Below are 13953 nucleotides of genomic sequence, written 5' to 3' on the forward strand. Positions count from 1 at the left end.
GGAAACTGGTAACCTCCACTTCTGGCTGCCCGTGGGCCTTCAGGGCCTGCTTGAGCCGGATGCCCGGAAAGCGGGCAAGTCCGGTTCTGAGGGGGGTGCGGCGCAGCAATGCGCCGCACCTACCCGACAGATCGAGGTGGCGTTCCTGGCGATCCGCCACACCCTGCTCAAGGGGCGCGTGCTGCGCTCAGGCGACCCGCAGGGCCTGCGTCAGGAGATGTGGGAACTGCTGACGGTCCACCAGCTCCTGCGGATGGCGATGCTGGACGCCACTGACGCCGTGCCCGGATGCGACGCGGACCGGGCGTGCTTCACCGCGGCCCTGGCCGCCGCGCGCGACAGCGTCACCCGTGCCGCCGCCATCGTGCCCGACGCCGGGAGCGAGCTGGGAGGACCGATCACCGATGCGGTCACCGGTGCCCTGCTGCCACCGCGGCGGGCGCGGATCAGCGCACGCACCGTCAAAGGCGTCTCCGCCCGCTACGGACACCGCCCGCCCGACGAGGACCGGCCTGCCGTCAGCACCCCGGTCACCTCCATCGACATCACCGTCCACGCACCCGCGGATGATGCCCTCACCCCCGTCCCGGCGCCGGCTCCTCCCGGCCAACCCGGTTGGATCCCGGCCCCGCGACAGGCCACGCCCGCCACCGATACCGGCGAGCACCCGCCCGTGACGGCCGAGACGCTGCTGCCGCCCGCAGCCCCGATGCACACCAGCAGGCTCGAAGACGTGCTCGCCGCGATGGGCAGCGCCCCGGAGCGCGAGTGGCGCGCAATCGAACTGGCCACCCTGCTACGGCTGGACCGCAGCGACCTGACTGGCGAGCTGATCCGATGGGCCAAGCTCAAGATCCTCATCAAGACCGGGCCAGCCACCTTCAAGATCCCGGACGGACCGCCGCGACCCTCCAAGGTCGCCGTCCGCCATGAAGACGTCCTCGCGGTCATGGCCACCGATCCTCACCGCCCCTGGCACGCCCGCGAGATCACCACCGCGCTGAACACCGTCAAACAGAGCACCCTCGCACTCCACCTCAGCGCCTGGGCACGCAAGAACCTGCTGGTCAAGACCGCGCCCGCGACCTACCGACTCCCCGAGCAGCCAGTGACAGCCGCCCCCGCAAAGCCGCTCGCCGCCACGAACACGCCGACCACCAGGGCTGCTTGACAAACCAGCCTGAATCATAACTTTCTGGCATTGGCCACCGCCGCGGGTCGGAGCCTGCCCGCGCGGCGGCGTCCGGAACCAGGCCCTCGTTGCTCCTCGGCCCGCGGAATCGCGCCGAGGCTTCGGGGAGAATCCAAACCAGGACGCGGACGAATTGAACCATTCGGGTTATTCCACCAGTATTTGCCCACGCGTTCGGAGCAGGGCCGCCAGCATCGTCCATATGACCGTCGAACGGCGAGGGCTACGTGAGTCCGCGCCGGGGGTGAGCCGGCGACCGCGCCGCGTAGGCTCGGGCTCCGGGGCGCGGAGCGAACGCCGGGAGCCGAGAGGACGACGATGGAGAGTCAGGACTGGGACCAGCGCTACGACTCGGCCGAGCTGGTGTGGGGCAGCGAGCCCAACCGCTGGGTGCGGAAGGAGTGCCAGGGCCTGCCGCCCGGTCGGGCGCTCGACCTGGCAGCGGGCGAGGGGCGCAACACCCTCTGGTTGGCCGCCCTGGGCTGGCGGGTCACCGCGGTCGACTTCTCCCCGGTCGCGCTGGAGCGCGGCCGCCGACTCGCCGAACGACTTCCGCCCGCAGTCGCGGCGCGGGTGACCTTTGCCGAGGTGGACGTCCGCGACTACCTGCCCGAGCCCGGCGGCCACGACCTCGTCCTCATCGCCTATCTGCATCTGTTCGCCGAGCAGCGCCGCACCGTGCTGCGACGGGCCGCCGAGGCCCTGGCGCCCGGCGGCACGCTGCTGGTCGTCGGCCACGACACCACCAACCTGACCGAGGGTTCCGGCGGCCCGGCGGACCTTGCCGTGCTCTTCACGCCGGATGACATCCTGGCCGATCTGGCAGACCGCCGGCTGCGGGTGGTCCGGGCCGAACGCGTCCGCCGGCCGGCCGGTGCTGCGCACGGCGCGACCGCCGAGGCGATCGACGCCCTGGTGCGCCTCGAACGCCCGCGCGGCTGGTCCGGGCCGTGACGCCCAACCGCAGGAGCCGTGCCGCTGATCCGGGACCGAACCCTCAGACGCGACAGCCGCGCCGCACCCTCAAACGCGACAGCCGCCGCACCCGCATCAGGGGCGCGGCGCGGCCTTGCCGGCCTGAGCCGTCAACAGGTCAGTGCTGGACGGACGTTGCGAGCGAGAAGTCGGCGAAGTACGCGTGCTGGGTGGTCTTCGGACCCCAGCTGGTGTCGTGACCGCCGTAGAAGGTGGAGAAGAACACCCCACCGAACGGGATGGAGCCGATCCCGGTGGCCGCCTTGCGAGCCGCGAAGACCTGCTTGCCGTCGTACCAGACGGTGACGTCACCGGTGCTGCGGTTCACCGACTGCTCGATGCTGTGCCAGTTCCCGTCCGCGACCCATTTCCAGCTGCCGACCCCGAGGTCGACGCCGTACCCGGTGGGGCCGGAGTTGGTGGGGGTGTAGAGGTAGACCTCACCATTGTTCGGCGCGGAGGAGTTCATTCGCCACATGAACCGGGTGGACCAGCCGTTGCCGTGGTTGCCGCCGGACTCCTCGCCGATCGTGCCGCCGTACAGGCCCGGCAGCTTGCCCGCCTTGCCCCAGTCCTGTCCGGCCGGGAACCTGGCGTAGTACTTGAGGTCGAGGGTGGCCGACTCGGCCAGCTTGCCGAGGCCCAGCGCCTTGAGGTCGGTGTAGAACTGCCCGCCGCCCGGATTCGGGCAGTCGGTGCAGGAGCTGGCGGACGAGCCGGCACCGTACGTCACCTGGAGCGCGGAGCCGTCCCCCGGCGCGCCGGGGACGCTGACGCCGCGCAGCTGTGAGCCGCCCCAGGTGCCGGAGGAGGCGACACCCCACGCGGTGCGCCAGGAGGAACTGCCGTACCCGGTGAACTGCCCGCTCCAGGCGGAAGCCGCCGCCCGCGCCGTACCGCCGGCCGGCTCGGCCGCGCCTGCCGAACCGGCGGTCAGCAGCGTGGCGGTGAGTACGGCCGAGGCGGCCGCCGCCAACCGCCGGCGCGGTACGGAAATCCGATGCGACGTCATATCGATCTCTCTTCCGCCTGGAGGGCAAAACGATGGCTGTTCGTTAGTAAGGTTTCCTAACGGCTCCGCGCTGTCAAGACGCCGAAGGCAGCGTCCTGAAGGGCACCGACGGAGAACTGGAATCGGCCGGTACCGCCGTGGCCCCGAGCGGCCTCTACGACGAGCAACTCCGCGAGCAGACCGGGGGATTGAAGCTGACTCCGAAGCACTGGTCACGCCTTCAACGGATCTCCCCGGCCCCGTCCCGGGGACGGGCCGATGTTCAACGAACGTTTGCCCGGTGATGGCAGAGGCCCGGCACGTCCGGGTCACGATCGCCAGTGAAATGCCCTTGGAACTGGCGCTTCTGACCGGGTGACGGATACCCGGCGGTCCGTGGCGGTGCGGTTGTCGGCCGAACGGCAGCGCCCGGGGCTGTCGCGGAGGGACACTGGCCTCGGACTGTCCCCGTGAAGGGAGCACGGCACGCGATGACGAACCCAACACCGAACCCGGCCGCAGGCCGCCCCGCGAACCGGCCCGCCTCCGCCTGGCTGGCCGACGCCGTCCTGTACCAGATCTATCCGCAGACCTTCGCGGACTCCGACGGCGACGGCATCGGCGACCTCGCCGGGATCACCGAGCACCTCGGTTACCTGGCCTGGCTGGGAGTGGACACGGTGTGGCTCACGCCGTGTTTCACCTCGCCGTTCCGCGACGCCGGGTACGACGTCTCCGACTACTTCTCCGTCGCCCCGCGCTACGGCACCGAGGAGGACCTCGCCGCGCTGGTGGACGCGGCCGGCCGGCGCGGGATCAGGATCCTGCTCGACCTGGTGCCCGGTCACACCTCCGACCGGCACCCCTGGTTCCTGGCGTCCGCTGACGACCCCACCGACCAGCGCTACATCTGGGCCGACCGGCAGACCGGCAGGTTCGTCCCCTCCCCGGGCAAGCGGCCGGGCTTCTACCTGCCGAACTTCTTCGACTTCCAGCCCGCGCTCAACTACGGCTACGCGCGCGGCCACGGCGAGGAACCCTGGCGGCAGCCCGTCGACGCCGAAGGACCGCGGCAGAACCGGGCCGCGCTGCGCGAGATCATGGACCACTGGCTGCGGGCGGGCGTCGCCGGCTTCCGGGCGGACATGGCGTACTCCCTGGTCAAGGACGACCCGGACCGCGCCGAGACGGCGAAGCTCTGGCGTGAGCTGCGGGCCCGGCTGGAGCGGAGCCACCCGGGTGCGGTACTGATCTCGGAGTGGGGCCGGCCCGAACTCGCGCTGCCCGCCGGCTTCCACGCCGACTTCTTCCTGCATTTCGCGGGCCGGGCCGTCACCTCGCTCTGGGACAACGGAGAGGGGATGGCCTCGGCCTCGTGGGAGTCGGGACCCTGCTACTTCGACCCGCAGGGCCGGGGTTCGATGGCCGAGTTCGTCGCCGCCTGGCGCGCCACCGGTACGGCCGTGGAGCCGGGTTCCGGCGCACCCGGCGCCGGGCACGTCATCCTGCCCACCGCGAACCACGACTACAACCGCCTCGCCACCGGCTCCCGCACGCCCGAGCAACTCCGCGCGGCCTTCGCCTTCCTGCTCACCTGGCCGACCCTGCCCGCGATCTACTACGGCGACGAGATCGGCATGCGGTTCGTCCCCGGACTGCCGGACAAGGAGGGCAGTCTGCTCGAACCCACCAACAACCGTGCCGGGTCGCGCACTCCGATGCAGTGGGACGACACCGCCAACGCGGGGTTCTCCACGGCTCCCGCCGACCGGCTGTACCAGCCCCTCGACCCCGACCCCGGCAGGCCGAACGTCGCCGCCCAAGTCGCCGACCCCGACTCGGTGTTGCACCTGGTCCGGCGGATGATCGCGCTCCGCAGGTCCACCCCCGCGCTCGGCAGCCACGGCCACGCCGAGGTGCTGCACACCGGGTACCCCTTCGTCCACCTGCGGGGCGGCACGCACCTGGTGGTCGTCAACCCCCGCCGCGAGCCCGCCTACTTCGCGCACCCCGGGCTCGAGGGCGCCCGCGCTCTGGAGGTCAGGGGCGTCATCGCGACGGCTGACGGCGTCAGTGCCGAGGGCTTCGGCTACGGGATCTTCGAACTCTCCGGGCCCGCCGGACGGTAGCCGCGTCCCTGCGCGGATGTTCGGTGGATGGTGCCGGACACCGGGCCGAGGAGCCTTCTCGGCGGGCGCTTCGATGTCCGCGACTCCTCGGCCCGGTTCCTGCCGCCAGTTGAGTCGGCGTCAGATTGATCCTCGCCGTGTGTGGCTTTCCGCCGGGAAGCCGGATGAGAAGCCGCCGAGGAGTAGGGCCGTCGGCCGGATGCCGTCCTGGATGTAGCAGTACTGAATCGAATCCTGAAGAAACCCGCGCTGGTGCTGAACACTCCCTGGCGCCCATCCTTGCCGCATGATCGGAACGAACGCGGTCCTCGGCGTGACGGCAGTGGCTCTCGGCATGGTGCTCACCCCCGGGCCCAACATGATGTACCTGGTCTCACGGAGCATCACACAGGGGCGCCGCGCGGGAGCGGTCTCACTGGCGGGCGTCGCCGTCGGCTTCCTGGTCTACCTCGGCGCCGCGAACCTCGGCCTGTCGCTGGTCTTCCTGGCCGTCCCCGGGCTGTACCTCGCGGTGAAGGCCGCCGGCGCCGGGTACCTGGCCTGGCTGGCCTGGAAGGCGCTCAAGCCGGGCGGGCTGTCCGTCTTCACCCCGCAGGAACTGCCGCCGGACTCGCCCTGGCGCCTGTTCTCCATGGGCCTGCTCACGAACCTGCTGAACCCGAAGGTCGCCGTCATGTACCTCTCGCTGATCCCGCAGTTCGTCGACGTCAAGGCGGGGCACGTGATGTTGCAGGGGTTCGCGCTGGGCGGCGTCCAGATAGCCGTCAGCCTGGTCGTGAACCTGGCCGTCGTCCTCGCGGCGGGCGCCATCGCGGTCTTCCTCGGGCGCCGCCCCGCCTGGCTGCGGGCCCAGCGCTACCTGATGGGAACCGTCCTGGGGGCACTGGCCGTCAAGCTGGCCACCGACAGCGCGCCTGCCGCCGCGGCCTGACCCGCCGGGGCGCGTGACCACAGCGCGCCGCGAACGCTGCCACCGCGCCGCCGCCCGAGGGCCCGTACCGGCCGCCGCTTCGGCGGCGATGCCACCTCCGCGTGACCGTGCCGAGCTGACGGCCCGTACGATCTTCGGCGGACGACCAGCGGGAACGAACACACGGGGACGGGGAACAGCACATGGAGCCACTCGAGGCCAACGATCCGGAGGCGATCGGCCCCTACCGGCTGGTGGCCAGGCTCGGGGCGGGCGGGATGGGCCGGGTGTACCTGGCCCGCTCAGCGGGCGGTCGGACGGTCGCGGTCAAGGTGGTGCGATCCGAGCTGGCGGAGGACCGGGAGTTCCGGACCAGGTTCCGCCGCGAGGTGGAGGCCGCGCGGGCGGTGGACGGGGCGTACACCGCGCCCGTGGTGGATGCCGACCCCGACTCGCCGACCCCCTGGCTGGCGACCGCGTACGTGCTCGGCCTCTCGTTGACCGACGCCGTACAGCGCTACGGGCCGCTGCCGGAGGACTCGGTCCGGGCGCTGGGCGCCAGGCTCGCCGAGGCGCTGCACGCGATCCACGGCGCCGGACTGGTGCACCGTGACCTCAAGCCGTCCAACGTCCTGCTGGCGGCCGACGGCCCCCGGGTGATCGACTTCGGGATCGCCAGGGCACTGGACGGCGACCGCCTGACCCAGACCGGGGTGGTGGTCGGCTCGCCCGGTTTCATGGCACCCGAACAGGCGATGGGCCGGCCGCTCGGCGCGGCCGGCGACGTGTTCTCGCTCGGCTCGGTGCTGGTGTATGCCACGACCGGGCACGGTCCGTTCGACGGCGAGTCGGGTGTGGCGGCGCAGCTGTACCGGGTGGTCCACGACGAGCCCGACCTGAGTGAACTGCCCGACGGGCTGCGGCGGGTGATCGCCGGAGTGCTGACCAAGGACCCGGCACGGCGCCCCGCCCCGCTGGAGCTGGCCGCCCAGCTGCTGCCCGCCGGCACCGCGGCGACCCGGGCCGGGAACTGGCTGCCCGGCCCGGTCGCCTCGGCGCTGGCCACCCACGCCTCGTCCGTGATGGACATGGAGACCCCGAGCCGCGGCACGCCCGCACAGCCGTTGCAGCCCGCCACCCCGCCCGCCGCGGAGTACGCCCCGACCGGCACCGACCTGCCGGGGGCGGCACCCGGCACCATGCGGCTGGGCCCCCGGACGGCCACGCCCACGCCGCCCCTGCCCGGCCCCACCCCCACACCACCGCTGCCCGGCCCGACGCCCTCGGCAATGTCGCCGTCGTCCGCCACTGGGCCGACGGCCACGCCGATGCCCTCGCCGGCGCACGCACCGACGCTGGCGCCGCCATCCGGGTCCGCGCCGAAGGTGTCCCGGCGGTTCTTCCTCGCCGGCGGCGGCGTGGCGGCCGCGGCGGCGGTGGGCGGCACCGCCTGGGCGCTGCTGAGCCCGCACCCGGCCCCGCACCCCAAGCCGCCGGCCCCGACGCCGGGATCCTCCGGCAGCGCGACGGCGGGCAAGGCGCCCACGCCCGTCTGGACGTACACCTTCCCGGGCGCGTCGATGGCCCAGTTCCCGGCGCTGGTGCTGAACGGCGCGGTCTTCGTCGTGGCCAACGGCCTCACCGCGCTGGACGCCGGCACCGGCACCGTGCGCTGGGCCCGGCCGGATCTGTCCGCGCCCACCATTAACACCATCGTGGGCGGCGGCCAGTTGCTCACCCTGCTCCGCGGTGTGAGCAGCATCGACCAGAAGACCGGGCGGGAGGACGCCGGCTCGCTGGTCGCCTACGGGGGCGACAAGGTGATCGAGGTCCACAAGGTCCTCGCTGCTGACGACCAGGCGGTCTACCTGAAGGTGCTGGTCCGACCGCAGTTCGAAACGGCCGGGGACCAGATGGTGCTGGCCCTCGACACCGCCAACCGGATCAACAAGAAATGGGCCCAGCCCGACCAGGACACCGAGGACTCGCTCGCCACCGGCCGGGTGACTGGCGGCACCCTGCTGCACAGCCGCGGCAAGTCGCTCATCGTCGCCCGGGACGTCAAGGACGGCCGGGAGCTGTGGCGCGTCGACACCGGCACGGTCGAGCCGTGGCGGATCTGGTGCGACGACAAGCGGCTGTACTGCCTGACCGAGGACTCCGACCTGCAGGCGGTGGGCCTCGCGGACGGCAAGCAGCTGTGGCGGCTGAAGCCGGACCACGGCCGGTTCGCCCCGGTGACGGCCGGCAACGGGATGGTGTACGGCAGCGACGGCTCGGAGGCGGTCTTCGCGTACGACGCGGAGACCGGCAAGACGCGCTGGCGCTGCGCGCTGCCCCAGCGGCCCAGCCTGACCAGCGAACCACTGCTGGTGGGCGACACGCTCTTCGTCCCGAGCGAGTTCGACGGCGGGCTGTACGCGGTGGACGCCAAGTCGGGCACGTTCAAGTGGACCTTCGACGATCCGTCCTACCCGATCAAGAACAACGACTGGTACCTGAGCACCGACGGCAAGGTGGCGTTCGCGCGGCGGGGCGCGAAGATCTACGCGCTTCCGGCCGGGTGATCGCGGTGCCGGGGGATCTATATACCCGAGCTATCCATGTCAGCTCGATATAGCCCCCCATTCGACCACTGGTTCAGTATTGTTCATGACCATCTCTTTACCTAGATTTGTGGAAGACGAGGTGGCAGCGTCCCGTGCCTGCCGCCCCTTCCACGCCTAGGCCACCGGTATGCCCCGCATGGCGTACCGGTGGCGCGCATCGGGCACCATCACCATCTGCTGGAGGACCCTGTGCATCACCCGATTCGGCTGCGCGACGCGATCTCCGAGGCCGGCACCACCCCGCTGATCGGCGTCTTCGACATGTTCTCCGCCTCCTTGGCGGCCCAGCACTATGACGGGATGTTCGTCTCCGGGTTCGGCTTCGCCGCCTCGCACTACGGCCTGCCGGACATCGGCTTCATCGCCTGGCCGGACATCGTCGCCTTCGTTCAGCGGCTGAGGCTGGCCTTCCCCCGCCAGCACCTGCTGGTCGACATCGACGACGGCTACGTCGACCCCGAGACGGCCTGCCACGTGGTCCAGCACCTGGAGGCCGTCGGCGCCTCCGGGGTGATCCTGGAGGACCAGCAGCGGCCCCGCCGCTGCGGACACGTCGACGGCAAGCAGGTGCTCCCGCTGGAGGCGTACCTGGAGAAGTTGGAGATGGTGCTGGCCGCGCGGCGCGACCTGGTGGTCGTCGCCCGCACCGACGCCACCGAGGAGCGCGAGATCCTGCGCCGTGCCGAGGCCCTGGCCGCGACCGACGCCGACGTCATCCTGGTCGACGGCGTGCGCAGTGTGGACTGGATCCGCAAGGTCCGCGCCGTCATCGGCGACAAGCCGCTGCTGTTCAACCAGATCGCCGGCGGCAAATCGCCCCGGCTCTCGCTGCCCGAACTGACCGAGCTGGGGGTGGACGTGGCGATCTACAGCACCCCCTGCCTGTTCGCCGCGCACAGCGCGATCGACCAGGCGCTGGTGGAGCTGAAGAAGGCGGACGGTCGGCTGCCGGAGTTCACCGCGGACAGCGTCGGCGTGGCCGAATCGCTCGCCCTGTTGGAGCGGAACATCAGCCGTAACCACCAACTGGTCTGATTGGTACGGTAGTTGACCGAACCGTTCGTGAAGGGGGCAGCTCCCGGTCGCCCGGCCGGGGGCTGCCCCTCGTCCTCGGTTCCCACGCCCGGGCGGTCGGCGCCAGCGCCTCGGTACTCCTGCTGCAGCTCGGCCACGGCGCCGGAGACTCACTGGTGCACCACATCGAGTGCTCCACCGTCACGCCACCGACGGACCAGCCGCGACCGCCCGGCCGCCGACCAGTTCCACCGGCCCGCCCCCGCCGCCGTCCCGCCCCGCCGCCCGGACGGCGAGAGCGGCCTCCAGCCGGCACCGCGCCTGCTCGGACAGGACCTCGCGGGCCTCGGCGGCCGTGAACATCCCCCAGTCCACCAGCTCCTCGGGCGGCAGCGTGATCCGCCCGAGGAGCTCGGCGGTCACCTCGCCACCGTCGAACACGTACACCATGGCCACCGAGCCGTCCGGACCGGCTGACCAGTCCAGTGCCAGCAGGCGGCCCGGCTCCCGCTCCCAGCCGAGTTCCTCGCGGGTCTCGCGCCGCGCCGCCGCCCGGGGCATCTCGCGGTCGGCCTCGACTCCGCCGCCCGGCAGCGTCCAGTACGGCCGGTCCTCCCGCGGGCGCAGGCGCACCAGCAGCACCCGCCCGGCCGGGTCGGTGAACAGCATCCGCGCCTTCGCCCGGATCCTCGGCAGCGAGGCGTAGTACGCCTCCCGCTCCAGCGGCGGCCGCTGCTGCGCCGTCCCGCCGCTGCCCGACAGCTCAAGCCCGGCCGCCCGGGTGTACGGCGGCGGCGGAACCGGCGGCACATGGGTGACGGTGTGCCCGACCGGACGGCTGTCCTCCAGCTCCAGCGGTCCGGCACCTCGCGGCGCGGTGAGGCAGGCCGTGACCCGCCGCGACAGCCTGGGCGGCAACGCCGAGGCGAGCTGGCGATCCGTCAGCCAGGCCCAGCCGCCGACCTCCGTGGCCTGCGGCCGGAACACGGAGAGCTGCTCGCCCCGCAGCGGCGCAGCCCAGTACAGATGGGCCGCGATCGGTGGCCGGCCGTTGCCCAGCGACCAGTCGACGCAGGCCAGCGGCCCCAGTTCGGGCCGCACCCCGAGCTCCTCGGCGATCTCCCGGAAGGCCGTCTGCCGCGGTGACCCGTCGGACGGCTCCCAGCCGCCACCGGGGATCGCGATCGGATGCTTCCGGTCGTACGTGAGCCGCACCACCAGGATCCGACCCCGCTCGTCCGGGAGCAGCACCCCGGCCGCGGCCAGCAGTCGCCCTCCGCCATCGGCCCCCACGGACCCGCTCACCTCGAACCCCCCTCGCTCGAAGCCCACTTGAGTTTCGCAGAGCAGGACACGGCGCACCGCCTCGCTGGTTCCGGCCGCCCCGGTAATCGTCCGGCAACCCTTCGATTCCCCGGCAGCCCCGACTGCATGCCCGAGGTGGCCCGGATCGCCCGGCTCCGGACCGCCCGCGCCGTCGCGACGGCCGGACCGGCACACCGCGTACCGGCCGTCCCCGGGCACGGACCGGTGGCGGAGCGCTCGACCCGAGAGCCCGGCCGCGCACGGGCCTGGGAGCCCGGCCACTGGCCGGGACCACGTCCCGGTCGCCGCGACCGGCTCAGCCGACCGCCGTTCCGGGTCGCCAACCTCGGTCCCGGCCCCGATATTTGGCAGCAGGACCCGCCCGGAGCCCGCCACGGCCACCCGGAAGCCGGGTCCTCGGCCGACCCGGGTACGCCATCCGGGCACGCCCGCGACCCTTCTTCCCAGGCATCCAGGGAGCCCTGATGAGCAATCGCCGTACCTGCCGTCGCGCCGTCCTCCTCACGGCGGCCGCCACGCTGCTCGCCGGTACAGCACTCGCACTTCCCGCACCCGCGGCCGCCCTGCCCCCTCCGACACCCACCGGCGAGGCCGCCGCAGCGCTCGCCGACGACCTCCAGCAGCAGCTGGGCGAGGACCGTACGGCCGGTTCGTACCTGGACGCCTCCGGCCGAGCGGTCGTCACCATCACCCACCCGGCGGACTCCCAGCGGGTGGAGGCGGCCGGGGCCGTTCCCCGGCTGGTGACCCGCAGCGCCGCCCAGCTGGCCACCGCCACCGCCGAGCTCGACCGCAGCGCCGCCGTGCCCGGTACCGCCTGGGCCGTCGACCCGGCCGCGGACCAGGTGGTGGTGTCGGCCGACTCCACCGTCCGCGGCGCCGCGCTCGACCGGCTCACCCGGACGGCCGGGGAACTCGGCTCCGCCGTCCGGCTGGAGCGGGTGCCCGGGGTGTTCAGCCCCAGGATGAACGGTGCCGACGCCATCTACGGCGGCGGGTACCGCTGTTCGCTCGGCTTCAACGTCCGCGGTCTGGACGGCGGCTACTACTTCCTGACCGCCGGTCACTGCGGGAACGTCGCCTCGACCTGGTACACCACCGCGGCCCACACCACCCCGATCGGCGACACCGAGAGCTCCACCTTCCCCGACCACGACTACGCCCTGATCAAATACACCGACGGCAGCGTCCCGGCGTCCGCCGTGGACCTCTACGACGGCACCAGCCGTACGATCACCAGGGCCGCCACTCCCTCGCTCGGGCAGACCGTCAACCGCAGCGGCAGCACCTCGCACGTGCACAGCGGCACCGTCACCGGGCTCAACGCGACCGTGAACTACCTGCAGGGCACCGTCCGGGGGATGATCAAGACGACCGTCTGCGCCGAGGAGGGCGACAGCGGCGGCCCGCTCTTCGCCGGCCACACCGCGCTCGGCCTCACCTCGGGCGGCACCGGGGACTGCACCGTCGGCGGCACCACCTTCTTCCAGCCCGTCACCGCGGCGCTCAAGGCATTGGGCGTCGGCGTGTACTGACGTCGCGTCCACCCGCTCAGCGGCACGGCAGCACGGTCGGCCGAGCAGAAGTGGCAGGTGCCGAGGGGTGCCCATAGCTTCGATTAGGTGGCCCGATGCCGGTCGGGAACCCGAGTCCCGGCCGGCCATCGGGCCAGTGGAGCCATGCACCCGAGCCCCTGAAAGCAGGTCATCACCCATGCCCACGTGCCGGACCCCGCAGTTGGCGGGCGTCGCAGCCATCCTCGCCGTCGGTCTGGTCACCGGGCTTCCCGGGCCGGCCGGCGCTTCCGTGTCTCCGCCCATCCGGCTCGTCCACCCGGGCGAGTCGATCCAGAAGGCGGTGGACGCCGCCAGACCCGGTGACACCGTGCAGATCCTCCCCGGCACCTACCGCGAGAGCGTCCAGGTCACCACCTCCGGCCTGACGCTGCGCGGGACCGGCCAGACCACGGTGATCACCGCGCCCGAGAAGTCCGCACCCGCCGCCACCGGCAACGCCTGCGCCAAGGCCGGCCACGGCCTGTGCGTCACGGGCACCGCCGGGCACCCGGTCACCGGGGTACGGATCGAGGCGCTCACGGTCGCCGGCTTCACCAAGAACGGCATCAACGCCTACGGCACCGACAGGATGACCGTGCACGCCGTCCTGGCCAGGGACAACGGGCAGCAGGGCATCAGCCAGGAGCAGTCCACCCGGGCCGTACTGCGCGGCAACGAGGCCCGCGGCAACGGCCAGGCCGGCATCTTCGTGGCGAACGTGGCGGACGGCAAGGTCCCGCCCGTCTTCACGAAGGGCACGGTGATCGGCGAGAACCGCCTCTCGGACAACCGGCTCGGCGTCGTGGTCCGCCGGGTGCGCGAGCTCAGCGTCCAGGCCAACGTGATCACGGGCAACTGCGGCGGCGTGTTCGTGGTCGGCGACGAGGGCGTGCCCCGGGCGGGCGCGCTGACGGTCCGGTCGAACCTGGTCCGGGCCAACAACAAGTTCTGCCCGAAGACCCCCCGCCTGGACGTCGTCCAGGGCACCGGCATCCTGCTCACCGGAGCCGAGGACACCCTGGTGACCGGCAACCGGGTCGAGGGGAACGTCGGCAAGTCCTCGATGTCCGGCGGCATCGTCCTGTTCCACAGCTTCGTCGGTGCACCCAACACCGGGATCAAGGTCACCGACAACACGGTGCGCGGCAACGGACCGGCCGACCTCGCCGTCCGCGACACCGGCACCGGCAACACCTTCGCCCGCAACCAGTGCCGGGTCTCCGAACCCGCCGGCCAGTGCTGACCGTTCCC

General features: G+C 72.3%; 10 protein-coding genes. 8 read left to right on the forward strand and 2 right to left on the reverse strand.

Features of this window, described 5'->3' with window-relative positions:
* The first annotated feature begins 136 nt into the window (after positions 1 to 136).
* Positions 137 to 1171 (forward strand): hypothetical protein, encoded by a 1035-nt coding sequence (locus tag ACWDAK_RS23740; RefSeq protein WP_449806498.1) that lies wholly within the window; start codon positions 137 to 139, stop codon positions 1169 to 1171.
* Positions 1172 to 1510: 339 nt separating this feature from the next.
* Complete coding sequence (locus ACWDAK_RS23745; RefSeq protein ID WP_427395674.1) at positions 1511 to 2146, forward strand: class I SAM-dependent methyltransferase; 636 nt, start codon at positions 1511 to 1513, stop codon at positions 2144 to 2146.
* A 139-nt stretch (positions 2147 to 2285) separates the two neighbouring features.
* Here ACWDAK_RS23745 and ACWDAK_RS23750 read toward each other — a convergent pair whose 3' ends face one another.
* Entirely contained in the window at positions 2286 to 3179 is an 894-nt protein-coding gene (locus ACWDAK_RS23750) for a polysaccharide lyase (protein WP_427395673.1), read from the reverse strand.
* A gap of 470 nt (positions 3180 to 3649) precedes the next feature.
* On the opposite strand from ACWDAK_RS23750, the gene ACWDAK_RS23755 reads away from it, so the two are divergent.
* The 4 genes from ACWDAK_RS23755 (at position 3650) to ACWDAK_RS23770 (ending at position 9841) form a co-directional block, all read left to right on the forward strand.
* Entirely contained in the window at positions 3650 to 5287 is a 1638-nt protein-coding gene (locus ACWDAK_RS23755) for an alpha-amylase family glycosyl hydrolase (RefSeq protein ID WP_427395672.1), read from the forward strand.
* Positions 5288 to 5573: 286 nt separating this feature from the next.
* Positions 5574 to 6218: a LysE family translocator gene (locus tag ACWDAK_RS23760; RefSeq protein ID WP_344640391.1), complete on the forward strand. Its 645-nt coding sequence runs from the start codon at positions 5574 to 5576 to the stop codon at positions 6216 to 6218.
* A 182-nt stretch (positions 6219 to 6400) separates the two neighbouring features.
* A complete protein-coding gene (locus ACWDAK_RS23765) occupies positions 6401 to 8764 on the forward strand; it encodes a protein kinase domain-containing protein (RefSeq protein ID WP_344640390.1) in 2364 nt (787 codons plus the stop codon).
* Between the two features lie 231 nt (positions 8765 to 8995).
* Positions 8996 to 9841: an isocitrate lyase/PEP mutase family protein gene (locus ACWDAK_RS23770; RefSeq protein WP_427395671.1), complete on the forward strand. Its 846-nt coding sequence runs from the start codon at positions 8996 to 8998 to the stop codon at positions 9839 to 9841.
* Positions 9842 to 10021: 180 nt separating this feature from the next.
* Here the strand turns inward: ACWDAK_RS23770 and ACWDAK_RS23775 are convergent, their stop codons facing one another.
* A complete protein-coding gene (locus ACWDAK_RS23775) occupies positions 10022 to 11125 on the reverse strand; it encodes an NUDIX hydrolase (RefSeq protein WP_427395670.1) in 1104 nt (367 codons plus the stop codon).
* A gap of 485 nt (positions 11126 to 11610) precedes the next feature.
* Here ACWDAK_RS23775 and ACWDAK_RS23780 point away from each other — a divergent pair, with 485 nt between their 5' ends.
* Both ACWDAK_RS23780 and ACWDAK_RS23785 read left to right on the forward strand, forming a co-directional pair.
* A complete protein-coding gene (locus ACWDAK_RS23780) occupies positions 11611 to 12681 on the forward strand; it encodes a S1 family peptidase (RefSeq protein WP_427395669.1) in 1071 nt (356 codons plus the stop codon).
* Positions 12682 to 12859: 178 nt separating this feature from the next.
* The gene (locus tag ACWDAK_RS23785) at positions 12860 to 13945 is read left to right on the forward strand and encodes a right-handed parallel beta-helix repeat-containing protein (RefSeq protein WP_344640386.1); all 1086 of its coding nucleotides are present in this window, start codon (positions 12860 to 12862) and stop codon (positions 13943 to 13945) included.
* The last annotated feature ends 8 nt before the right edge of the window (positions 13946 to 13953 follow it).

This window comes from Kitasatospora sp. NPDC001175 (assembly GCF_053598215.1).

Excerpts from the sequence above, each read along its gene's own strand:
- ACWDAK_RS23785 (WP_344640386.1), top strand. The coding sequence starts at position 12,860 with ATGCCCACGTGCCGGACCCCGCAGTTGGCGGGCGTCGCAGCCATCCTC.
- ACWDAK_RS23765 (WP_344640390.1), top strand. The coding sequence starts at position 6,401 with ATGGAGCCACTCGAGGCCAACGATCCGGAGGCGATCGGCCCCTACCGG.
- ACWDAK_RS23760 (WP_344640391.1), top strand. The coding sequence starts at position 5,574 with ATGATCGGAACGAACGCGGTCCTCGGCGTGACGGCAGTGGCTCTCGGC.
- ACWDAK_RS23745 (WP_427395674.1), top strand. The coding sequence starts at position 1,511 with ATGGAGAGTCAGGACTGGGACCAGCGCTACGACTCGGCCGAGCTGGTG.
- ACWDAK_RS23750 (WP_427395673.1), bottom strand. The coding sequence starts at position 3,179 with ATGACGTCGCATCGGATTTCCGTACCGCGCCGGCGGTTGGCGGCGGCC.
- ACWDAK_RS23780 (WP_427395669.1), top strand. The coding sequence starts at position 11,611 with ATGAGCAATCGCCGTACCTGCCGTCGCGCCGTCCTCCTCACGGCGGCC.
- ACWDAK_RS23755 (WP_427395672.1), top strand. The coding sequence starts at position 3,650 with ATGACGAACCCAACACCGAACCCGGCCGCAGGCCGCCCCGCGAACCGG.